The organism is Paenibacillus sp. J22FR83, from assembly GCF_059691955.1.
Genome location: NZ_JCAUAM010000015.1, coordinates 187260 through 209848, shown reverse-complemented (window position 1 = coordinate 209848; position 22589 = coordinate 187260). Strand labels below are relative to the sequence as shown.

Annotated in this window: 17 protein-coding genes; 14 read left to right on the top strand and 3 right to left on the bottom strand. The window is 46.3% G+C overall.

The window, feature by feature from the left end; translation table 11 throughout:
* Positions 1-32 precede the first annotated feature (32 nt).
* Positions 33-1661, bottom strand: a complete 1629-nt coding sequence (locus AC58PV_RS25725) for a response regulator (protein ID WP_497435468.1) — start codon at positions 1659-1661, stop codon at positions 33-35.
* Complete coding sequence (locus AC58PV_RS25720; RefSeq protein WP_497435467.1) at positions 1642-3489, bottom strand: cache domain-containing sensor histidine kinase; 1848 nt, start codon at positions 3487-3489, stop codon at positions 1642-1644. The genes AC58PV_RS25725 and AC58PV_RS25720 overlap by 20 nt, the downstream gene beginning before the upstream one ends.
* A gap of 173 nt (positions 3490-3662) precedes the next feature.
* On the opposite strand from AC58PV_RS25720, the gene AC58PV_RS25715 reads away from it, so the two are divergent.
* The 5 genes from AC58PV_RS25715 to AC58PV_RS25695 all read left to right on the top strand — a co-directional run bounded on the left by AC58PV_RS25715 (position 3663) and on the right by AC58PV_RS25695 (position 9457).
* Positions 3663-4532, top strand: coding sequence for a carbohydrate ABC transporter permease (locus tag AC58PV_RS25715; protein ID WP_497435492.1), 870 nt, complete (start codon positions 3663-3665; stop codon positions 4530-4532).
* Entirely contained in the window at positions 4532-5368 is an 837-nt protein-coding gene (locus AC58PV_RS25710) for a carbohydrate ABC transporter permease (RefSeq protein WP_497435465.1), read from the top strand. The genes AC58PV_RS25715 and AC58PV_RS25710 overlap by 1 nt, the downstream gene beginning before the upstream one ends.
* Before the next feature lie 160 nt (positions 5369-5528).
* The gene (locus AC58PV_RS25705; RefSeq protein ID WP_497435462.1) at positions 5529-6851 is read left to right on the top strand and encodes an ABC transporter substrate-binding protein; all 1323 of its coding nucleotides are present in this window, start codon (positions 5529-5531) and stop codon (positions 6849-6851) included.
* A 104-nt stretch (positions 6852-6955) separates the two neighbouring features.
* Positions 6956-8185, top strand: coding sequence for an MFS transporter (locus AC58PV_RS25700; protein WP_497435460.1), 1230 nt, complete (start codon positions 6956-6958; stop codon positions 8183-8185).
* 321 nt (positions 8186-8506) lie between these two features.
* On the top strand, positions 8507-9457 hold the full coding sequence (locus tag AC58PV_RS25695) for an NAD(P)/FAD-dependent oxidoreductase (RefSeq protein ID WP_497435459.1): 951 nt from the start codon (positions 8507-8509) through the stop codon (positions 9455-9457).
* A gap of 18 nt (positions 9458-9475) precedes the next feature.
* Here AC58PV_RS25695 and AC58PV_RS25690 read toward each other — a convergent pair whose 3' ends face one another.
* On the bottom strand, positions 9476-10207 hold the full coding sequence (locus tag AC58PV_RS25690) for a DUF2161 domain-containing phosphodiesterase (RefSeq protein ID WP_497435457.1): 732 nt from the start codon (positions 10205-10207) through the stop codon (positions 9476-9478).
* A 247-nt stretch (positions 10208-10454) separates the two neighbouring features.
* Here AC58PV_RS25690 and AC58PV_RS25685 point away from each other — a divergent pair, with 247 nt between their 5' ends.
* From AC58PV_RS25685 to AC58PV_RS25645, 9 genes are all read left to right on the top strand, one after another.
* Positions 10455-11840 carry a family 4 glycosyl hydrolase gene (locus AC58PV_RS25685; protein ID WP_497435456.1) on the top strand — a complete coding sequence of 462 codons (1386 nt, stop codon included), beginning with the start codon at positions 10455-10457 and terminating at the stop codon, positions 11838-11840.
* A 16-nt stretch (positions 11841-11856) separates the two neighbouring features.
* Positions 11857-13239: an MATE family efflux transporter gene (locus AC58PV_RS25680; protein ID WP_497435454.1), complete on the top strand. Its 1383-nt coding sequence runs from the start codon at positions 11857-11859 to the stop codon at positions 13237-13239.
* Between the two features lie 24 nt (positions 13240-13263).
* Positions 13264-15474 carry an alpha-galactosidase gene (locus AC58PV_RS25675; protein ID WP_497435452.1) on the top strand — a complete coding sequence of 737 codons (2211 nt, stop codon included), beginning with the start codon at positions 13264-13266 and terminating at the stop codon, positions 15472-15474.
* Between the two features lie 4 nt (positions 15475-15478).
* Positions 15479-15853 (top strand): cupin domain-containing protein, encoded by a 375-nt coding sequence (locus AC58PV_RS25670; protein ID WP_497435451.1) that lies wholly within the window; start codon positions 15479-15481, stop codon positions 15851-15853.
* Positions 15850-17628 carry a glycoside hydrolase family 36 protein gene (locus tag AC58PV_RS25665; RefSeq protein ID WP_497435450.1) on the top strand — a complete coding sequence of 593 codons (1779 nt, stop codon included), beginning with the start codon at positions 15850-15852 and terminating at the stop codon, positions 17626-17628. Before AC58PV_RS25670 ends, AC58PV_RS25665 begins: the two co-directional genes overlap by 4 nt.
* 29 nt (positions 17629-17657) lie before the next feature.
* Complete coding sequence (locus AC58PV_RS25660; protein ID WP_497435448.1) at positions 17658-18650, top strand: aldo/keto reductase; 993 nt, start codon at positions 17658-17660, stop codon at positions 18648-18650.
* Positions 18651-19191: 541 nt separating this feature from the next.
* Positions 19192-20385: a glucuronate isomerase gene (locus tag AC58PV_RS25655; protein ID WP_497435447.1), complete on the top strand. Its 1194-nt coding sequence runs from the start codon at positions 19192-19194 to the stop codon at positions 20383-20385.
* Positions 20386-20486: 101 nt separating this feature from the next.
* The gene (locus AC58PV_RS25650) at positions 20487-21443 is read left to right on the top strand and encodes an ABC transporter permease (RefSeq protein ID WP_497435446.1); all 957 of its coding nucleotides are present in this window, start codon (positions 20487-20489) and stop codon (positions 21441-21443) included.
* A 28-nt stretch (positions 21444-21471) separates the two neighbouring features.
* Positions 21472-22341, top strand: coding sequence for a carbohydrate ABC transporter permease (locus AC58PV_RS25645; RefSeq protein WP_497435444.1), 870 nt, complete (start codon positions 21472-21474; stop codon positions 22339-22341).
* Positions 22342-22589: the final 248 nt, after the last annotated feature.

Sequence of the window (22589 nt, the reverse complement as noted above, 5' to 3'; positions counted from 1 at the left end):
AGTATAGCATATTCCCTTATTTTCTCAGAACTTTAGATAGAATTCGCTGTTTTTCGATATTCTCCGGGGGTCATACCCGACATTTTTTTGAATACTTTGCTGAAATACTTTTCATCCTGATATCCAACCATCTCAGCAACTTGGGAAATGCGAAGGTTGGGATTGCAGAGCAGCACCTTGGCTTTGCTCATCCGAATTTGGCCCAAATAATCAGAGAGATTGACGGAAAACTCTTGTTTGAACTTACGAGAGATATACTCACGGCTAAGATAGAAACGACTAGCGATATCCGCAAGCGAAATATCCTCATGATAATGTTTTTCTAGGAAGCTAGCGATTTCGAAAATCACATTGTTATCTTTGTGTTGACTCTCCAGATGGAGCTTGGAAACTTGAATGAGACTGCGGGTCAACTCTTGCTGCCAGAGGGAAAGGGACAAGATGCCTTTCTCATCCAGTGTAATAATTGAAGCTGCGTTATCTTCAAGAAGTAGTGGCTGTATGTCTTCCTCGCGGCTTTCCGGTATTAATTGCTGGGTCCAGCGGCGCATCATCACCCGGTATTCTCCCCACCAATGCTCAAGTTGCGCAGGCGTAATGACTTCACAGCTCTTGATGGCGTCGATCCAGATCCCAACGATATCTTGGATTTGCTCGACATTTCCACTGCGCAAGGCAAGATGAATTTGCTCTTCAAATTGGTGGAAAGTGAGCGTCGACTGAGATCCCTTGTTCGGGAGCCAGTTGGTATGAATCCACGTTTCTTTGGTAGTTAGGTTACGCTGCCGCAGGGCATCTCGTGCTTCTTGATAGGATAGCTTCAAATGACCAGGAAAGGTATGGCTGCTGCCAATCCCGAAATCTACACGGGCATGCAAAGCGGTGCGAATACCATCATTTATCGATGCCAACAGTTCTTCAGCCATAGCCGGAGCTGACCATATCAGTAGCACAATTTCATTCGAATTATGCAAATGCCTGAAGGCGAAGCCGCGCTTATGCGGAACAAGAAATTCGTTGCAAATATTGATAAAAGAAAAGAGGAGAAGATCGATATTTTGACTGAATTTATTTTTGATACTAGCTTCCATGGTATCTAAGGAGAGAATCGCAACACGGCAGGTTGCAACACTTCGCGATAAATGAAGCTCACGCTCCAATTGGTCAGCCACTGATTCGTAGTTGCCGGGTTCGACAATTAACGCGGAAAGCAGCTTATCCCAGTAAATCGGTTTGAATTGGTTAACCTCGATATTCAGCTCCCGATTGGCATGTCGCATCTCCTCATCCTTGAGCCAAGTTTGAATCGCTTTGTCCAAAGCTTCGTTTAACTGATCCGGATCAATCGGTTTCAAAATATAATCGGTGCCACCATACTTCACGGTGTGCCGCAATAACGAGAAGTCGTCGTGACCGCTGATGACGATGGTCTTGGCATCAGGCGCATGGCGATGCAGCCATTCTAGCAGCTTGACACCGTTCATGATGGGCATCATCATGTCGGTCATTATAATCTCGGGATGCTCCCTGCTAACCAGGGCAGTCGCTGCTTCTCCATCTGACGCTTCGAGTATGGTGTCTATCCCATAGTGCTTCCAATTCACGAGTAATCGGATGGCATCGCGCACGTGTTTCTCATCATCAACGAGTAATACTTTCATTTGGGGTAACTCCCTTTTTCATCGGAATATGAATAACGATCCGCACGCCTTGGGGATGGACATGGTCAATCTCTAAAGTTGCGTCATCATTGAAATAGAGCTGGATGCGCGTCAGAACGTTGCGTAAACCGATATAGGAATCATCTGTAACGGATGAGGCTTTCAATCGACTACGGACTTCATGAAGTCGTTGCTCGGTAATCCCGATACCATTATCCGCCACAGTGAGCTTCAAGAAGTCTCCTTCTGGCGTAGTCAGCTTCTCTGATTCGATGTGCAACAGACCGACGTCTTGCGTATGGCTAGGTTTGAAACCATGCTTGAAATAATTTTCGACAAGCGGTTGAAGAATCATTTTAGGAATAGAAAGGGTCCGAGTTTCTTCTTCAATTGCATACACAATATCAAATTGGTGTTCAAAACGTTGCTTCTGCAGCTCCAAATACGCTTTAATATGATCAATTTCTTTGCGAAGAGGAACGACGGATTCGTTCGTGTTCATGCTGTAATGCATCATTTTAGCTAAGGAATTAATAAGTGTGTATATCTTAGGTGCTTCATGCTGAAGGGCCAACGTTCCGATCGATTGCAGGGCATTATTCAGAAAATGCGGATTAATTTGCGCTTGCAGCGCCATGAGTTGATTCGATTTATTCGCTATCTCTAACCGATATTCACGCATCACCATTTGATTCAAATCCTGCATAAGCCCATGGAAGCGATTCGCCAATATCCCCATTTCGTCAACCCGTGCTAAGTCTATGTCACTCTGATGATCACCGAGACCCGCTTGTCCCGTTTGAATGCGCGTGATGTAACGAATCAGTTGTTTAATCGGAGCCGTAAAACGAATGCTAATATAGACTGTGCCTGCCATGACGATCAGCATGGAGAACGAAAGGATGAGGGCGTTAATGAAAGTCAGTTGGCGAGCGTTCTTGGTGAGCTGCTCATAGGGAAGACGTTTAACAATCGTCCAATTGAGATAGTCTGTACGCATTTTCTCATACATATTAATTCCGGCAAAAGCACCTTTCGACCATTCATAGCTGCCCTTGTCAAGGGGACTGTGAACGGCTTCCTCCCCCCAATTATCGTCTAATGGAAGTCCCCATTTGCTCGGATCTGGACCGAATACGATACGTCCCGTTTCATCTAATATGTAGAGTTCCTCTTGATCATGGGTGAATAGGCCTTGCGAAATATCGGAAACGAGGTCCAAATTCAGATCAATAATCAGCTCACCAATGGATTGATTGCTAGGCGAGTACATGATGTTACGGTGCATAGAAATTACTGGTGATGGGGGAGAATAGGCAGAGAGTGACATGCCATACAAATTGTTCTGATGCTTGATTTCGAAATACACAAGCTTGCCCGCAGGGAACGGCTTCAGTCCCTCATATTTACCAGCCGTGCTGACTTGAATGTCATTGTGGGTAAGGAAAGAACTGTTGCTAACGGAGGCATACAGGTAAATTTGCTTGATTTCTTTAACCGAATGTGACATGACCTGCAGACCACTCTTGATCACTTTATCGCTCTGATAGTTAATCTCGGGCTGCGTTTGAATGATCTCATAAAATTGGCCGAGCTCAGCAATATTCCTGCCTGTATAAATGGTGGAGGAGGCTTGAACCACCCCATCCAAATAGTTCACGAGATTTGTTTTACCTTGTGAAAGCAGAGCAGAGTTGTTGGTCAATGTATCTTCAGTCACCTTCTGTTTGGTGAAGAAATAAGAGACGCCAAGGGAGGTTAGGAAGGGAACGAGAGTAGCAATCAGTAGAAATAAGATCAATTTATTACGGATACTGTGTCGTATCACGCTTCATCAGCTCGGTTTCTGTATTGGGATTTTCCCCTACATTGTAGCAGGAGAGGTCAACAAATTCCACCTAATGCGTCACCATCGTCTGTGTTTTGGGGTACTGCGGCACTCTATACTTGGAGTATAGTAGCAGAAATGGTAAGGGGGACTTCCCAGTGAAAACAAAAAGAATGCTTTCCGGATGGCTTCAGCAATGGGTATTTATCGGGCCTGCGTTAGTCTTTTTTGGCATCGTGGTCTTGGTTCCATTTCTGATGAGCATCTATTACTCGTTTACCGAATGGAATGGCGTAACAACCAAAGTAACTTTCAATGGACTTGAGAATTTCAAGCAAATCTTATTCCATGATAAGGATTATCGCAATGCTTTTAACTTTACATCACGCTTGACGGTGACGAACGTGATTCTGACGAACCTCGTTGGCTTCCTGCTCGCTTTACTGCTCACACAATCGCTGAAAACGCGAAATGTATTGCGTACAATCTTTTTTATGCCTAACGTCATTGGTGGTTTATTGCTCGGTTTTATCTGGCAGTTTATCTTTGTAAAAGGGTTTGCAACCCTAGGCAATCTCACGGGTATCGGTTTCTTCGAACTGCCTTGGTTAGGTGATTCGCCGACAGCTTTCTGGGCAATCGTTATCGTTAGTGTGTGGCAGGGCGCTGGATATCTCATGATTATTTACATAGCCGCCTTGTCGAATGTTCCAAAGGATATGCTGGAAGCAGCTTATATTGATGGGGCCTCCCGTATGCAAGTGCTGCGGAGCATCATTGTACCGCTTATCATGCCGGCTGTCACTGTGTGTTTGTTCTTGACGATTTCGTGGTCATTCAAAATCTTTGATTTGAACTTCTCCTTAACCAAAGGCGGACCGTTCAATTCCACAGAGTCAGTGTCCATTAATATTTATCAAGAAGCTTTCCGTAATAATCGGTATGGTTTAGGTACGGCCAAAGCTCTCGTATTCTTCATCGTGGTTGCCATCATTTCAACCGTCCAAGTGATGTACACCAAGCGCAAGGAGGTTGAGGTCTAATGGCTACTGTCAAAAAGTATAGTGGACGATTATTCGCCCTTGAAGTTCTAGGCATTCTAGTTGCCTTGCTGTTCTTGATTCCGTTTTACTTTGTTATCGCAAATTCCTTAAAGACGTTTCCCGAATTAGCAGCGAATACAGCCAAATTGCCAAGCTCTCTCTACTTGGATAACTACACCAAGGTATGGAGCATTATGAAGTTTCCTAAAGCGTTCTTCAACTCCTTGTTCATTACCGTTTTAGCCAATGTGGGGCTCGTGGTCATCTCTTCGATGGCAGCTTATCGCATGGTGAGAAAGGCAAGTCGATTCAATAACCTTGTTTTCTTAGCATTCGTTGCAGCGATGGTCATTCCGTTTCAGTCGATCATGATTCCGCTCGTTCGTGTTGCAAGCCAAGTAGGCTTTATGGATAGCAAGCTAGGATTGGTTGCGTGTTATTATGGATTTGGGGTTTCCTTAAATGTGTTCTTATATCATGGCTTCATCAAATCCATTCCACTGGAAATTGAGGAGTCGGCCAAAGTAGATGGCAGTTCAGCATACGGCGTCTTTTGGAAAATCGTATTTCCACTGCTGAAGCCGATGTCGATTACCATCATTATTTTGAACAGCTTATGGATTTGGAATGACTATCTGCTTCCATCTCTCGTATTAGGTAACCCGGAACTGCGGACCATTCCGCTTGCTACGTTCTCCTTCTTTGGACAATATACGAAACAATGGGATTTGGCGCTTGCAGGGTTAACACTCAGCGTATTGCCGATCGTCATTTTCTTCTTGTTCTTACAGAAACATATCGTAGAAGGGATTACAGCGGGTTCAGTAAAAGGGTGACAGAATTGCAAATATGTGCAAGATATTCCACCTTTATGTTCAATATACTCGGTGTTAAGCCAGCATGTAAGTGTTTACAATGAATCATGTAAGGAAGCAAGGCAAGAGCAAGTTAAGCGAGATCATAGGAAGATACAAGTTAAAGGGAGGCATTACCTACATGAAAAAATTAACAATGGTTTCAGTAGCAGCAGTATTATCTTTATCTGTACTAGCAGCTGGTTGCGGGAAAAAAGAAGAGACAGCAAGTCCTGCTCCAACGACTGGTGCATCAACAGCAACAACAACGCCTGCTGCAAGCGGCAAGCCAGTTACGATTAAAATTTTCCAATTCAAAGTAGAGATTGCAGATCAGCTTGGTAAAATGGTGCAAGAATATCAGAAGCTGAATCCGAATGTGAAAATCCAAGTCGACACTGTCGGCGGTGGAGCTGACTACGGCGCAGCGCTTCTTGCGAAGTTTAACGCAGGCGACAAACCGGATATCTTCAACAACGGTGGTTTCACGGATCTTGATAAATGGATCGATAACTTGGAAGATCTATCCGATCAACCATGGGTGAAAGATCTTGTAGACGTTGCGAAAGAGCCAATGACCAAAGGTGGAAAACTATACGGTCAACCCCTTAACCTTGAAGGTTACGGCTTCCAATACAATAAAGATCTATTTGCCAAAGCAGGCATCACAGAGCTTCCAAAAACGTTCTCTCAATTAGAAGCAGCAGCTAAAAAATTGAAAGATGCGGGAATCACTCCTTTTGAAACTGGCTATGCTGAGTGGTGGGTACTTGGTAACCATTTCGTGAACCTTCCATTTGCTTACCAGAAGGATCCGAATGCGTTCATCGATGGCTTGAACAAAGGAACAGCGAAAATTACAGGTAATGAAGTGTTCAACCAATGGGCAAAATTGTTCGACCTGCAATTGCAATACGGTAACAAAAACCCTCTACAAACGGACTACAACACGCAAGTTACGGATTTCGCAACGGGTAAAGCGGCTATGACGCAACAAGGTAACTGGACACAAGTTCAAATTACGAAAACAAACCCAGATATCAAAATTGGTTTCTTGCCAATGCCGATCAGCGATGATGCAACTGCGAACGACAAATTGTTCGTAGGCGTACCGAATAACTGGGTAGTTAACAAAAACTCTGCCGTTAAAGATGAAGCTAAGAAATTCCTGAACTGGATGGTTACTTCGGATATCGGTAAAAAATATATCACTGACGAATTCAAGTTTATCCCTGCTTTCAAATCCATTCCTGCTGACGAGAAAGTACTTGGACCATTAGCAGCAGACATTATCGCTTACAGCAAAGCTGGCAAAACATTGAGCTGGAACTGGTTCAAATTCCCAGGTGGAGAAGCATCCAGTAAGAAATTCGGCGATATTATGCAAGGTTATGTGGCTAAGAAGTATACGAAGGATCAAATGTTGGAAGAATTCCAGAAAACATGGGATAGCCTTAAGAAGTAACCCAAATCTAGATGTACATGAAGCCTCAGCTTGAATGCTGGGGCTTTTTGCTGTTTAACAGATGTTGTCATGGCTGTTACAATGAAGAGGACTGGGGGTCTACCATGAATTTTACGATCAGAGCTTGGTTGCAGAGCAGAGGGAATACGCTTCCACTTGAGAAAAGATTGTCACGCGAAGCTGTCATTTCGTTACTTATTCATTCCATTTTTCAATTTGGTGCTTCCATGTCAGGGGTGTTTCTCAATTTATATTTGTGGCGGTTAACGCATAGTGTTGTCGTGAATGGCACCTACAACATGATCGTGTACATTCTAACTCCGATAGGATTCGCCATTGGCGGGTATATGATTAAGAAGAAGGATCGCATGGTAGCGTACCGGCTAGGTATCGTACTGATTGGTCTCTTCTATTTAAGTGTGAGTATTGCTGGGGAGCGGTTGGTTGATTACTATGTGCTTTTTGCCATATTTAATGGACTTGCTGGTGCGTTCTATTGGGTAGGCTATTTAACCCTGATGTATGATGTGTCGACGGAGCAGAACCGGATTCGCTATCTGGCATTTAATATGATGTTCTTCACAGCGGCTACGCTTGCCGGGCCAGCACTTGCAGGATTCATCATTCGAATGAAGGAAGGCTTAAGCGGATACACGATTGTCTTCTCCATTGCTTTCTTAATGTTCTTATTAGCCGCAATTATCTCATTGAAGATTAAAGCATCAAGCGGGCATCATCGTGTGTATTATTTGAAATACACTGGGCTTATTATGAAGAAAAAACAAGAGTGGTTGAAGGCACTGTTTGGCTTCTTCGGTATGGGCCTGCTGCAGGGTACGATGTTGTTTCTACCGAACATTCTCCTATTCAAAGTACTGCCGCGGGAAGATTTGGTCGGCTATCTCGGCGTCCTGTATTCGAGTCTAAGTATCGTTATGGGAATCTTTATTTCCAAGTATGCCAACGCGGGCAGGGCAAGGTTGTATTTGACCATTTCGACAGTGGGTTACCTTGTGGGCGTCTCGTGTATTATAGGTAGCTTAAATGTATGGTCTGTGGTCGGCTTTATGATTCTGTACTCGATCTTCGCACCGCTGCAAGGGAATACGATGACAGGGTTCTATTACAGCCTCATTGCTAGACTACCGCTTAAGGGAGAATTGAAGGTAGAAAGCGTGGTCGTACGGGAATTTTTCTTAAATGTAGGTCGGGTTATTTCCATTCTCATTCTCATTACCTTCGGAAGCGATTTGGATGGCGGCCTTATTCCATGGATTCTGCTGCTAGCCGCTCTAACGCAGTTTGGTTTGATCTGGTCGATTAAGAATCGATAGGGGGTGCTCGTGTAGCACACGCATCGGGGAAACCAGAGGAGATTCTGGCCTGGCGAAGCGAATAACTGGATTTTCTGCAGCTAATTCAAGCGAAATCATCGTTTTTTCCCAAATAACTGGATTTCCTCCCGTTATTTCAGATCAATTTCGTCAAACGGGGCATTTTGAGTAAAATTAGATGTAGGAAATCCAGTTAATTCGCCAGTAGCTGCTGTCCCATTCCCATTAATTTTGGAATAGCAGGGAGATCCAATAGGATGATTGCCCCAAAATTCGGTTATCCTAGATGGTAGTGAATTGGAGAAGAGGGGAATTGTGCATATGGAGAAAGTAGATGTTGTGATCGTTGGAGGAGGCATTGCGGGGCTTCAAGCGGCGATTCAATTAGGGAGATATGAGCATAAGGTACTTGTGGTTGACGCAGGATACGGCCGATCTACGCTATGCAAGAGCTACCATAATGTACTAGGTTGGCCAGATGGGGTATCGGGGGATGAGCTGAGACGCGTTGGCCGACTGCAAGCTGAGCGGCTAGGAGTAGCTTTTGTCCAGGATGAAATCGTCCAAGCTGTCGCTAAAGGAAGAATCGGTGACGGCTTCGAACTATGGGGAAAAAGTGGCCGGGGCTATGAAGCGAGGACGCTTCTGCTGGCAACAGGTTTAATGGATCGGATGCCTGAACTCCCGAACTTAAAGGAATGCTTAGGATTGACCGTATACGTGTGCCCCGATTGTGATGGATATGAGATCAAGGATCGGAATACAATTGTGATGGGCTCTGGTGATGCAGGAGCAGCTATGGCGATTAAGCTTCGTCACCGAACCGAGCAAATGACTTATGTGAATCACCAGCATCGGGCAGTGGGAAGTGAGCTCCTTATGGAAATGAAAAACAAAGGGATTACCTATTTGACGGAAGATCTTGCAGAGGTTGTTGTCGACACACCGGGGCAGTTCAAGGGAGTCGTGCTTCGGGATGGCACTTGTCTTCATGCGGAGCGGGGGTTTATTGCCTTCGGTGGGAATGAAGTGAAATCGGACCTCGCTCGACAGCTCGGTGCAGAACGCATGGAGAATCGTCATGTGATGACCGATCCTCGCAGTAAAATGACGAGCGTCCCTTTCGTCTGGGCAGCTGGTGATATCGGCGTTCATGCGGAGCAAGTGACGATTGCGATGGGTGAAGGCTCACAAGCGGCCATTTGGATCAACAAGGCGTTGCTAAGAATGAACGAAGAGGCGAATGTGCATCGCGTTGTGATTCGGTCCTAGGGTTAAGAGCAGCTATTTCTAAGTCGAAATAATCGACTCATCCAAATTAATCGATGGGAAAGCAGTAACTACGTGCGCATACTCGACTAAAGCTTTTTCGCCGCCTGGGGTAAGATGATAGATACCGCGGCTTTGGCGGACGAACCAACGATAGTAGTTTTGCTGCAGCAGTGAGCTCACGTTCATGTTGCTGGTCATTTCACGCAGCTTGCGTGGACTGAGAGGTCCGTGCTGTTGCATCAAATAGGCGCAATGTAAGGATTTCTCACGGTAGGCGGTCATAAGCTTCTGCTGAGAACTGCCTCCGACATTGTAGTCACCGCTGCGCTCATGAAATTCCGTCATTAACTTGCCGGAAGCTCTCTTGTTGGGGCGCAATATATAGGGAGTAGGCTCACAGACGAGATCGACTGTGGGCTGTTTGCGTTTGTAGAATTGGACTGTCAGAACACCAAGTCCCAGCATGCGACAAAGTCGACGAATATCCTCCCACTGTAAACGGTGGGGGGCTTTTCCTTTGTTAGGCAGCTCAAAGGCTACATAGACATCATGTGTGAGCTTCAAACGGTCGATGCCTTGAACGAGAAGGGGGATATTGAAGCTTTTTTTTAGCTCAACAATAATGGGAGGCTCTTCACCTCGAATGGCCACTAAGTCACAGTGCTTAACTTCTCCACGGACGGTATAGCCACGCTGCTCGAAGAAGTGTTTGATCGGTGCATACAGCTCGGTTTCAGTCTGAATCGGCATGAGGGTCTCAATCTCCTCTTTTCGTGCAAAAAGTCTAGTAGAATGGCTCTTATTATAACATAGGTCGTGCTGAAATAGGTGGGTGATTCCCTTGTTCGTACAGGTTCGAAGACGTGAATGTTGAGCGACATGACCAAAAGTGTAAAAAATCACAACCCCACTTAATTTTTGCCATCCCTTAATGTGGAATTGTTTTCTATACTGGTAGCTACTGCTAGGCGGTTCTAGATGATGGAGGAGGCGGAATATGAAGTTTGCTAATGAGAAAGTCGGCGATATCCAAATCGCTTATATTGGTGGGGGCTCGATGTATTGGGCTAAAAACCTGATTGCTGATTTGGCGCTGGATGGTCAATTGTCGGGCACGATTCGCTTATATGATCTTGATTATGGGAAAGCCCAAAACAATGAAAAACTGGGGAACTCGGTTTCTGATTATCCGGAGACGAATTCGAAGTGGTTGTATAAAGCATATCCGACGCTTCAAGAGGCACTGAATGGGTGCGATTTTGTCTTTATTTCGATTCTTCCTGGCACCTTCGAGGAAATGGAATCGGATGTCCATGCGCCCGAACGATACGGCATCTACCAAGCAGTCGGTGATACGACAGGTCCTGGAGGGCTGCTCCGAGCGCTTCGCACCATTCCAATGTATGTGGAAATTGCACAAGCGATCGAGCAATACTCTCCTGACGCCTGGGTGTTCAACTATACGAACCCAATGACACTTTGCACACGGACGCTTTACGAAGTATTTCCCAAAATAAAAGCGATTGGCTGCTGCCATGAAATATTTGGCGTGCAAGGTTTATTAATTCGCATGCTACGCGATATGGAAGGGATTGAAGGCATACACCGGGATCAAGTGAAGGTGAATGTGCTTGGGATTAACCACTTTACTTGGATTGATCAAGCGACGTATCAGAATAGGGATTTACTTCCGCTATATCGCACATTTGTAGATAAATACTATGAATCCGGATTTGAACATAACAAAGATGCTTGGGTGACCAATACGTATACGGCGGCCAACCGAGTGAAATTTGATTTGTTCAGGCGCTATGGTGTTATTGCCGCCGCAGGTGATCGCCATTTGGCGGAATTTATGCCTCCTTGGTATTTGAAAGATGCCGAGACCGTGCGCGCTTGGAAGTTCGGCTTAACGACGGTCCAAAGTCGTGTTGAGAAGCACGCTGCAACCGAGATTTTTTACGGAAAGCTGCTACGTGGTGAGGAGAAACTGCCGCTCAAGGCGTCAGGCGAAGAAGAAGTAAGACAACTGAAAGGTCTGATTGGACTAGAACAATTTGTAACCAATATCAACGTTCCTAATGTTGGTCAAATGAAGGGTATTCCGCTGGGGGCAGTCGTGGAAACGAATGCTGTGTTCTCTGCAAATAGTTTGCGCCCAGTCTACGCAGGTGAGCTCCCGATGGAAGTGAATAATCTAGTCTTGCAGCATACGATGAATCAGGAGCTTATTCTGAAGGCTGCTCTTCAAAAGGATAAAGGCTTAGCTTTCAAAGCCTTCATCAACGATCCGCTAGTGAATATTGATATCCACGATGCGGAAGTATTGTTTGATCACATGCTGCACAATACGAAAGCATATTTGCCAGGATGGAACATCTGATGATAGGTCAGCCATCATGAGAGCAGAAGCAGCGATACAGAGCGAACCCGCTTCCATAGACTCGCAGGATGATAAAGCCATTCGTAGGATGATATTTAAATTGGCGGGGCCATCTCTAACCGAAATGCTGCTCATGAATGTGACCCAGATGGTGATAATGATTCTAGTCGGTCACCTCGGGGCTGTTGCCGTGGCAGCTGTTGGTTTGACGAGCCAACCCTATGCTTTATTGACCGTCCTATTCGCCGCGCTGAATTCAGGAACAACGGTTATCGTGGCCCGCTCCACTGGCGCAGGGAAGCTAGGGGATGCGAATTTGGCCGCAGGGCAATCGCTTATGCTCGGTACAGGTCTATCTATTCTTATTGTTGCTCTTGGCGTTACCTTTGCGGAGAACTTGCTTCACCTGATGGGTGCTAGTGATGAGGTCGTTGGAGTTGGATTGACTTATGCGGAAATCATGTTTTTCTCGATTGGTTTTTCGGCCATCTCCTCTGCATTGTCCGCTATTCTGCGAGGCTCGGGGGACACGCGAACACCGATGGTCATCAACGTGTTGGCAGGATGCGTGAATGTGACCTTAGGTTTCCTCCTGATCTATGGTCATCTCGATTTTCCACAAATGGGCATTACGGGTGCAGCTCTCGCTACTTTGCTCGTTCAGGGGGGAGCGATGATTAGCTTTATCGTAGTCATGTTTAGTGGAAGATTTACGGTCCGCATCGGATGGTCAGAGATTAGCTCTCTGGATAAAGTGATGATTAGTCGAATGTTGAGGATTGGCATACCGAGCAGTCTTGAGCAGCTTATTATGCGTTTAGGGATTATGACATTTGTGAAAATTTGCGCTGGATTGGGAACCGTTGCCATCGCAGCATCGCAAATAGTAACGAGCATCATTGGGATCTCGTTCATGCCAGGTGCCGCATTTGCGATTGCAGCTTCAACGTTAGTTGGGCAAACGCTTGGCGTAAGCAAACCTGATCTTGCAGAACGATATGTATGGCAAGTCCGAAAGTACGCGATGCTCGTAGCTGGTTGTATGGGAACAATATTTATTCTACTCGCTCCTCATATTCTTAGGCTATACACGAATGATGAGACGATTATTCGTGAAGGTGCTTGGGCGCTTCGAATCGTGGGTGTAATCCAAGTGTCACAAATATCGCAATTTGTACTGGGGGGCGCTTTACGAGGAGCAGGAGATACTCGCTACCCATTATATTCGACATTCATCGGCGTATGGGGAATTAGGGTTGTATTGAGTTACGTGTTTGTCTATGTTTTCCATTGGGGCATGATCGGTCTATGGAGTGCGGTCGCAAGTGATCAATTTCTGAGATCGAATCTCATCTATTTGAGGTTTAAACGCGGAAATTGGAAGCATCTGAAAGTTTAATACGAACAAAGGGGAAGCGTCGTTATGGGAATTGTGTACGATTCGAATTCGCAAACTTTCCATCTACAAGGGAAGTCATCGAGCTATACCATGCAGCTGATTAATACCAAATATGTGGCTCATGTTCATTGGGGTAGCCGAGTGCGTGGAAGCAATCCAGGAGGGTTGCTCGCAAGGAGACGTCGCTGCTCATTCTCTCCATCCACGGACCCGGATGATCTAACTTTGTCATTGGACACATTGCCGCAGGAATATCCGGGATACGGGGCGAGCGATTTTCGAGTTCCGGCCTATCAGGTTCAAATGGAAGACGGGACGACGGCAAGTGAACTCGTCTATGAGTCTCATCGAATTTACGCGGGGAAAGCTCCATTGGAGGGACTTCCAGCAACCTATACGGAAGATGAGAATGAAGCAGAGAGTATCGATATCGTATTGCGTGACCCGTTAATCGGATTAAAGGTTACCCTTACGTACACTGTATTTCGTGATCTGGACGCGATTACCCGTTCTGTTCGATTCGTCAATGCGAGTAATCAGTCTATTAAACTGCTGCGAGCATTGAGCTTCGGTCTCGATATGTCGCAGAGCGATTTCGATATGCTGCATTTATCTGGCACGTGGGCGCGTGAGCGTCATATCGAAAGACGCCCGCTCGCCACAGGCGGGACTATCATTGAGAGCCGAAGGGGAGCTAGCAGCCATTCGCTCAATCCCTTCATGGCGCTGCTATCGAAGCAAGCGGATGAAGATCACGGTGAAGCCTACGGATTCAGCCTTGTGTACAGCGGGAACTTTGTTGCGCAAGCCGAAGTGGATCCTTATGGAACAACCCGAATCGTGATGGGTATTAATTCATTTGATTTCTCTTGGGTTTTGGAGCCAGGACATACCTTCCAAACGCCAGAAGCAGTTCTTGTATATTCTGCGGAAGGTCTCGGCGGAATGTCGCGCAACTATCATAAGTTGTACCGGACACGATTATGCCGTGGACAGTTCCGTGATCGACATAGGCCGATTCTGATCAACAACTGGGAAGCTACTTATTTTAATTTTAACGCGGATAAAATTGAAGAGCTTGCGCGAGCAGGGAAGGAGCTCGGTTTAGAGCTTCTTGTGCTGGACGATGGTTGGTTCGGCAAGCGTGACAATGATAAAAGCTCGCTAGGCGATTGGTTCGTCGATCGAAACAAGCTCTCACAAGGAATGCCGGATCTGGTTAATCGCGTGAAACAGCAAGAACTGGAGTTCGGTTTATGGTTTGAGCCAGAGATGGTATCCCCTGACAGTGACCTGTATCGGGCGCATCCCGACTGGTGTCTGCACGTGCCAGGTCGGCGTAGGACAGAAGCCCGGCAGCAGTTGATTCTCGACTATTCGCGCCAAGATGTCCGAGACTACATCGTGAAAGTCATCACCGATATTCTTGCGAGCAGCCCCATCACATATGTGAAATGGGATATGAACCGTAATATGACGGAGATCGGATCCGCTCAGCTTCCGCCAGAGCGGCAGAGGGAGACAGCACACCGTTATATGCTTGGACTTTACGAAGTGATGGAGCGGATAACCTCGGCATTTCCGAATGTTTTGTTCGAAAGCTGTTCAGGTGGTGGCGGGCGGTTCGATCCTGGGATGCTTTACTACATGCCACAGACGTGGACGAGCGATAATACCGATGCAGTTGAACGTCTGAAAATTCAATATGGCACGAGTATCGTGTATCCAATCAGCTCGATGGGTGCACATGTTTCTGCTGTTCCTAACCATCAAGTCCATCGGACCACACCGATTGAGATGCGTGGGCATGTGGCAATGTCGGGGAATTTTGGCTACGAGCTTGATTTGACTACGTTCACAGAAGAGGACAAAGTTGCCGTAAAAGGGCAAGTCGCGTTGTATAAACAACTACGGCCGTTGATTCAGTTCGGCGAATTCTACCGACTCATCAACCCGTTTGAACAGACGAGAGCAGCTTGGATGTTCGTTTCCGAGGATAAGAAGGAAGCATTGGTTGCTTTTTTCCAAGTGCTGTCAGAGCCGAACGCCCCCTTAAGGAAATTACGATTAAAGGGACTTACATCTGAGCGTAATTATTTACTTTGCGAAGCGGGAAATGCGGGGGAGTCTGTGGAAATATTTGGGGGAGACGAACTCATGCATATAGGACTTAATTTGCCGATCTGGAAGGGCGACTTTCGAAGCTGCCTTTACCATTTGAAAATGGAGGAATGACACGATGAAGAAGCTGCGTTTAAGTGATTTGCAGGATAAAAGGAACGGCCATATTTTACAAGATGTATTACCTGGTGCTCATTTATCGTCGGGCGGTCTGTCTTTTGCCAAACGGGGGGAACGCAGCCATACGAATGATGGCCCTGAAGGAAGAGACTATCATGTCCATAGTGATTGTGAAGCGTTCCTGATTATGCAGGGGACAGGTACGATGGAGTTGAACGGGGAATTTATCCCAGTAACTACGGGAGATATTGTAATCGTGGAGCCAGGCGAGGATCACCACTTGATTTCGAGTGAGGACGACCCGATTGTCACGGTATGGTGCCATGCAGGAGCGAATCGTCATAAGAATCAACACCAGGAGGATGTTGAATGAATATAAGCCTTAGTACGGACACCCATACATTTGATCTATCGAGTGAGCAGCATGGATTTACCGTCACATGGCAGGCGACTGAACTCCAGAAAGGCATTGATCTGATCACGTTGCGTTTAGAAGCAGAGGAGGCAGCCACGCCTCCGGTGTTCACACTTCGTTGGTCTCACCCGGCTTGTGATATTCAAGGCAGCTGGAATCCAGCCCAAGACCGAAATAAGAGCTTCAAGGCCGACTGGATGCGCACGTTGCGATCCAATGCTGCTGCGTCCGCTCCTGTTTACGCCTTATTTAATAGTAACGGGCGCAATAGGCTGACATTCGCTTATTCAGATGCGCTTAACACCGTATACTACTCGGGAAGCATTAGTGAAGAAACGGCCGATTTTCATTGCTGTGTACAAATGTTTACAGAAACAACGGCACCTTTCCAATCCTACGAAGCGAAGCTTCTCTTGGATACGCGAGATGTTCCCTACTATGAAAGCCTCGATGGCGTTCAAGCGTGGTGGAGCGAGATGCCCGAATATCAACCAGCGTTCGTTCCTGATGCTGCCAAAGAACCCATGTATTCCACTTGGTATAGCATGCATCAGAATGTCACGGATGTGCAGATCGAAGAGCAGTGCCATATCGCTAAGAACTTGGGGATGGAGGCTGTCATTGTAGATGATGGCTGGCAGACGGCAGATAACCGTAGAGGGTACGCGTACTGTGGAGATTGGGAAGCCTATGAGGGCAAATTTCCTGATATGAAGCGGCATGTGGATACGGTCCATGCGTTAGGCATGAAGTTTATCCTCTGGTACTCCGTGCCTTTTATCGGCAAATACAGTCAGGCATGGAATCGCTTCCATACCAAAATCCTTCGATTTAATGAAGGGCACGGTGCAGCTGTGCTGGATCCGAGGTATCCGGATGTCAGGGAGTACATCATAAATACGTATGAGAAAGCGGTCAAAGAGTGGGGCTTAGACGGCTTCAAGTTGGATTTCATCGACACGTTCTATTCGCCTGAGCTACAGATACCATCTACCGTAGAAGGGAAGGATTATGAGTCGATACCTGCTGCTGTTGACTGTCTCCTGACAGACACGATTGGTCGATTGAGAGCATTAAATCCCGCCATTATGATCGAGTTCCGACAAATGTATATCGGTCCTGCGATGCGCAAATACGGCAATATGTTCCGCGCTTCGGATTGCCCGAACGACAGCATCCAGAATCGCGTGCGAACGCTGGATCTCAGGCTGATCTGCGGCAATACGGCCGCTCATGCGGATATGATTATGTGGCATCCAGCGGAACCCGTGGAAAGTGCCGCTTTACAGTTGATTAACTGCTTATTCTCAGTGCCTCAGGTATCTGTTCTTCTGGATAAACTGCCTTCTGATCATTTGAAAATGCTTACGTATTGGCTCGGCTTCTGGAAAGAGAACCGCACCTTGCTGTTGGAAAGTCCCCTTGCGCCTATGAATCCGGAATTATTATATCCGCTTGTTCGCGCGGTTCACGAGGATCAGGGCATTATCGTCACCTATCAAGAGCAAATTGTACCTATTGAAGCCGCAGCATCGGTGTCTCAATGGATTGTTGTGAACGGAAGAAGACAGGATGGAATCTATGTAGAAGTGACAGGTGAGGTAGGGACAGCGAAGGTGCTCATACGTAATTGCTGTGGAGAAACGATAGAAGAGCTGTCTGTCGAATTGACAGCAGGCCTGCATAAGCTTGCGATTCCTGCATCAGGACTTGCCATCATTACGCTGGGATAAAGACTAGGCACATAGCCAGGAGGTCAACGATGAACTATAAAGCACATGAAGGCAGATATGCAGACATGCCGTACAATCGCAGCGGGAAGAGTGGTTTGAAGCTGCCGCCGATTTCGTTTGGCTTATGGCACAATTTCGGTGGTGTTGACCACTTCGAGAATAGCAGAGCGCTAGCGCGTCATGCTTTTGATCTGGGAATTACGCATTTCGATCTTGCGAATAATTATGGTCCACCGACCGGATCAGCGGAAGAAGTGTTCGGTCATATTTTGAAAAAAGATTTGCTGCCGTATCGTGACGAGTTGATTATTGCTACGAAAGCCGGCTATCGCATGTGGGACGGTCCATACGGGGAGCGGGGTTCCCGCAAAAGCATGCTTGCCAGCCTAGATCAAAGCCTGAAGCGACTAGGCATGGATTATGTGGATATTTATTATTCGCACCGGTTCGATGCAGAGACACCTCTGGAAGAAACGATGAGCGCTTTGGATCAGGCTGTCCGTCAGGGCAAAGCGCTGTATGTCGGTGTGTCCAACTATAATGCGGAGCAAACGGCGCAAGCCGCAGCTATTCTGAAAGGGATGGGCACGCCGTTCATCATCCATCAAGTACACTATTCCATGTTCGAGCGACGGTTGGAGGAAGGGTTGCAGGATATTTTGGCAAGAGAAGGCGTGGGATCCATCGCTTACAGTCCACTTGCTAGGGGACTTCTGACGGATCGTTATTTGGAGAACATTCCGGCGGATTCTCGTGCTGCTGGCGGGAGTGTATTCCTAAGACCTGAGGATATTACAGAAGACAAGATTGCAAAGTCACGTCTTCTGCATGTGTTAGCGCAGGAGCGAGGGCAAAGTCTGGCCCAGATGGCTTTAGCTTGGGTTCTTCGCAAGGGACTTGTGACTTCTGCATTGATTGGTGCAAGTAAAGTGAGCCAGCTAGATGACAATGTAACCGCTTTGAAACAGTTAACTTTCACGCAGGAAGAGTTGGATTTAATCGATCGTATACTAAGTAAATGATGAGCTAAGAGCAAGCACCGGGTGGACGTGGCGTCCATTCGGTGTTTTTTTTATGCGGGAAACAATATGTTCGGGGGAAGCGAGGCATGCCCTTGTGATTGAAGGGTCGCAGCAGCGCGTTGGTAGGTGGGGGAATAGGTGAAGTTGCTTGAGTGCGAGGAGAATAGATGGATAATCTACAGTTAAATTTGGGAATATGTTGACCAAACACAGATTAGATGGAAAACATGCTGTTAAATCTACCCCTTTTACTCGATTTGAGAAAAAGAGGCAGTTTTACCTACATATTTTACAGCTAATTCGAGTATTTGAGGAAATTTCACTGGAATAAATGTATATTTTCCATTTAATTGAAATTCCAGAGAGCGCTTGCCTCTCCAAAGTCCACCATCACTGTGCCAGTGACGGGAAACCTATTTATTTGTCCTTCGAACGCTCGGCACATCATAAAAAATCACAACCCAGCGGAAGTTATCCCATGTATGGGTTGGGGGAATGCATGTACCATCAGGACATACGGTGTGTTGAAGGAGGAAGAGGAATGAAGCAGGGGAAGGAAAAATTGGCGGCGCAGATTATGGGGCTGCCCGTTGTAGATACACATACCCACCTCGTAGGGGATCGGCTCTGTGCGGGGGACTTCTGGGAGATTGCCCACTATTTCTGGTTGTTTCGTGAACTGCAGGCTGCCGGTTACCCAGCGAATGCCATGGAGCTCCCGGAGGATGAACGAATCGCGGCCTTCTTGGAAGCGTACCATGGCTCGAGAAATACGATGATGAATGTGGCGATGACGCATATTTTCCGAGATTTATACGGCATTGTCATCACGGACGCGGCATCAGTTAGGGAAGCTGACGCTGCCGTTAAAAAGAGTGCTGGGTGTGCAACGTGGGCGCAAGAGGTGGCAGACCGATTGCATGTGACCCGATTCGTCGTGAATATACCTGAGCATGCGACGTTCCAAGGTATGCGAGAGAATGCCATCTTGATTCCGCGGATTGATGGGAAAATAGGCGGGTGGGTCAAGGAAGTCGCGCTATCGCATGATCCCGCTGGAGCGTTCGCACACGTCCGTGTGAATCTAGCAGAATTGCTGGATTCTTATAAGGAAGCTGGATACGTGGGCATCATGACCACATTGCCTAGCTATGAAACCAGCGCGAATCGCAAGGTTGTGGTTGGTCAAGGCAGCACCAAGGATGAAATATTGATGATGCTTCTTCACGAATTAGGAGCAGCTGCTGAGCAACGAGGGCTCCTGATCCAGCTGTTTCTAGGCATGGAACGTTCTTGGTGTGGAACAGCGACGCCAGTCAATGATCCTGCTCGTATTCTTAAGTTGTCGGCTTTGTTTGAAGCGTATGCCTGTACGTTCGAACTTGTAGTTGCATCCGAACTCAACAATTTGGATATTGTGCAAGCAGCATGGAATTTCCCGAATGTTCATGTAGGTGGGCATTGGTGGTTTAACTTCCGAGCGAGTACCTATCGTGATAGTATGCAGTACAGATTGGAGGCGCTCCCAGCCATCAAAAGCTCCCTCATTGTCTCCGATGCCAGATGCATGGAGTGGAGCTACGGCAAGATTGTGCTTGTCAAACGAATTGTGAGCGATTTCCTATGGGGCCAAATCGAGGGAGGCTGGATTGATTACGACACGGCTATCTATGTGGCAGAGAACTGGCTATACCGCAGTGCGGCGAAACGGTATGGGGTTGCGTTCCAATCGTAAAAAAACACAGTGCGCTATAAGTTTCACCATGTGTACCTGGGAACATCCCTTGTAAGATAAAGAGGTCAAATAGATGCAGTATGCTAGAAGGGGAGGAAAACATGGCCAGCAAAATACAACCATCCGATCAGTCCATATATCAATTCACATCGCAGAGCCAGAAATGGGCTTTCATGCGAAAACATTGGCCGATTTATGTGATCTCATTGCCGGGAATTATTTATTTCTTACTTTTTAAATACATTCCATTATTCGGTTCGGTCATCGCGTTTCAGAACTACAACATTTTCAAAGGGATAAAAGGAAGCGACTGGGTAGGATTAGAACATTTCCAACGCATGTTTGCGTACACCGATTTCCTGCAAATTCTAAAGAATACGATACTAATCGGTATTTATGATATGGTTTTCGCTTTTCCCATTCCAATCGTCTTGGCTCTCCTTATTAATGAAGTGAGAATCATGGCGTATAAACGGATTGTGCAAACGGTGGTGTATATGCCGCATTTCCTGTCATGGGTCATCGTTGGTGGGATTGTTGTTGGGGTATTGTCGCCTTCCACAGGAATCGTTAATCATTTACTCTCCTTGTTTGGCGTGGAACCCGTTTATTTCTTAGGGGAAAATAGCTACATTCGGACGATCCTCATTAGTTCGGGAGTTTGGAAGGATAGCGGTTGGGGGACAATCATCTATTTGGCAGCAATTGCAGGCATTAACCCTGATCTGTACGAAGCCGCACAAATTGATGGTGCAAGTCGCATTCGTCAAGTGTTTTCCATAACAATTCCCAGTATTTTACCAACGATCGTTATTTTATTTTTACTTCAAATTGGTAATTTCCTCGACTTCGGTTTCGAACGCGTCTTCGTATTTCTGAATCCGCTTAACAATGAGAATGGCGAGATTATTGATACGTTTGTGTACCGGGCAGGGCTTGTTGATCGTCAATACAGCTACACGACAGCCATTGGGTTGTTCAAGTCGGTTGTGGGTCTTATGTTAATTATGATTAGCAATATGTTTAGTAAAAAAATGACAGGCGAAGGCTTGTACTAATACGGAAGGGGACCGGAGGTGAATTGCTATGATTATGACAAGAGGCCATAAAATTTTTAATATCTTCAATCTTCTATTGTTAGGTGCGCTCGGATTGAGCATGGTGCTGCCCCTGATTCACATTATTGCCCAGTCCTTAAGCAATAACACGGCAATCAATGCAGGAGACGTATCGTTTTGGCCTGTAGGCTTCACATTGGGCAGCTACAAACTTATATTACAAGATCCTACAATCTGGATAGGGTTCAGGAATAGTGTCATTATTACGGTATTTGGTACTTTCATTAATTTATTTATGACAACCACGCTTGCTTATCCTTTATCCAGGCCTGAATATTTATATCGTAAATCGATTCTGTTGTTGGTGTTGTTCACGTTAATTTTCAGCGCACCGTTAATTCCCAACTATTTGTTGATTAAGCAATTAGGGATGTTGAATACCCTCTGGGCTCTAATGCTTCCGATGGCGATTAGTGCTTTCAATCTGTTCGTGATGCGGTCATTCTTCCTTAACTTACCATCGGAGCTGCTGGATTCAGCGCGAATAGACGGCTGTGGTGAATTCCGTATACTTTGGAATATCGTCTTGCCGCTGTCTAAGCCTGCAATGGCTACAATGGGCATTATGTATGCCGTTGGGCATTGGAACCGTTACGCCGAAGCCGTCTTCTATATCGATCACCGACAATGGATTCCACTGCAGGTGCGGCTGAGGGAAATAGTATTTACCGATCAGATGGGGCAATCCGACGTTTCTTCGGAGCTGCTACAGCTCCTATCACCAGAAGGAATTAAGATGGCGGTCATTGTCGTGGCAACGATTCCGATCCTGTGTGTGTATCCGTTCCTGCAAAAGCACTTTATTCAAGGGATGATGGTGGGTTCGGTGAAATCTTAAGGATAGGGCAGTTATTCATCTAGTTAAAAAACAACAAAGATCAGCCACCCTGTGCGTGTGAATGGGGTGGTTTTTTGGTTTCATTTTCTGACAGAGTTATCGTAAATAAAACAACCCCAATCGTAAATTTTTCCATCTATGGAAATAAGAATGTGATTTAGACTTAGTCAAGTAGGGGAAGGAAGGAGAAGAGGTAACCATTCGTTATGGAAGCGATTGCAAAGTGGACGAGAACCCCTTGTTTCAAG

Bases quoted from the DNA above. Each gene is read 5' to 3' on its own strand.
- AC58PV_RS25645 (WP_497435444.1), top strand. From the start codon at position 21,472: ATGATTATGACAAGAGGCCATAAAATTTTTAATATCTTCAATCTTCTA.
- AC58PV_RS25675 (WP_497435452.1), top strand. From the start codon at position 13,264: ATGGGAATTGTGTACGATTCGAATTCGCAAACTTTCCATCTACAAGGG.
- AC58PV_RS25685 (WP_497435456.1), top strand. From the start codon at position 10,455: ATGAAGTTTGCTAATGAGAAAGTCGGCGATATCCAAATCGCTTATATT.
- AC58PV_RS25695 (WP_497435459.1), top strand. From the start codon at position 8,507: ATGGAGAAAGTAGATGTTGTGATCGTTGGAGGAGGCATTGCGGGGCTT.
- AC58PV_RS25715 (WP_497435492.1), top strand. From the start codon at position 3,663: ATGCTTTCCGGATGGCTTCAGCAATGGGTATTTATCGGGCCTGCGTTA.
- AC58PV_RS25655 (WP_497435447.1), top strand. From the start codon at position 19,192: ATGAAGCAGGGGAAGGAAAAATTGGCGGCGCAGATTATGGGGCTGCCC.
- AC58PV_RS25680 (WP_497435454.1), top strand. From the start codon at position 11,857: ATGAGAGCAGAAGCAGCGATACAGAGCGAACCCGCTTCCATAGACTCG.
- AC58PV_RS25660 (WP_497435448.1), top strand. From the start codon at position 17,658: ATGAACTATAAAGCACATGAAGGCAGATATGCAGACATGCCGTACAAT.
- AC58PV_RS25690 (WP_497435457.1), bottom strand. From the start codon at position 10,207: ATGCCGATTCAGACTGAAACCGAGCTGTATGCACCGATCAAACACTTC.
- AC58PV_RS25700 (WP_497435460.1), top strand. From the start codon at position 6,956: ATGAATTTTACGATCAGAGCTTGGTTGCAGAGCAGAGGGAATACGCTT.
- AC58PV_RS25725 (WP_497435468.1), bottom strand. From the start codon at position 1,661: ATGAAAGTATTACTCGTTGATGATGAGAAACACGTGCGCGATGCCATC.
- AC58PV_RS25650 (WP_497435446.1), top strand. From the start codon at position 20,487: ATGGCCAGCAAAATACAACCATCCGATCAGTCCATATATCAATTCACA.
- AC58PV_RS25670 (WP_497435451.1), top strand. From the start codon at position 15,479: ATGAAGAAGCTGCGTTTAAGTGATTTGCAGGATAAAAGGAACGGCCAT.
- AC58PV_RS25710 (WP_497435465.1), top strand. From the start codon at position 4,532: ATGGCTACTGTCAAAAAGTATAGTGGACGATTATTCGCCCTTGAAGTT.
- AC58PV_RS25665 (WP_497435450.1), top strand. From the start codon at position 15,850: ATGAATATAAGCCTTAGTACGGACACCCATACATTTGATCTATCGAGT.
- AC58PV_RS25705 (WP_497435462.1), top strand. From the start codon at position 5,529: ATGAAAAAATTAACAATGGTTTCAGTAGCAGCAGTATTATCTTTATCT.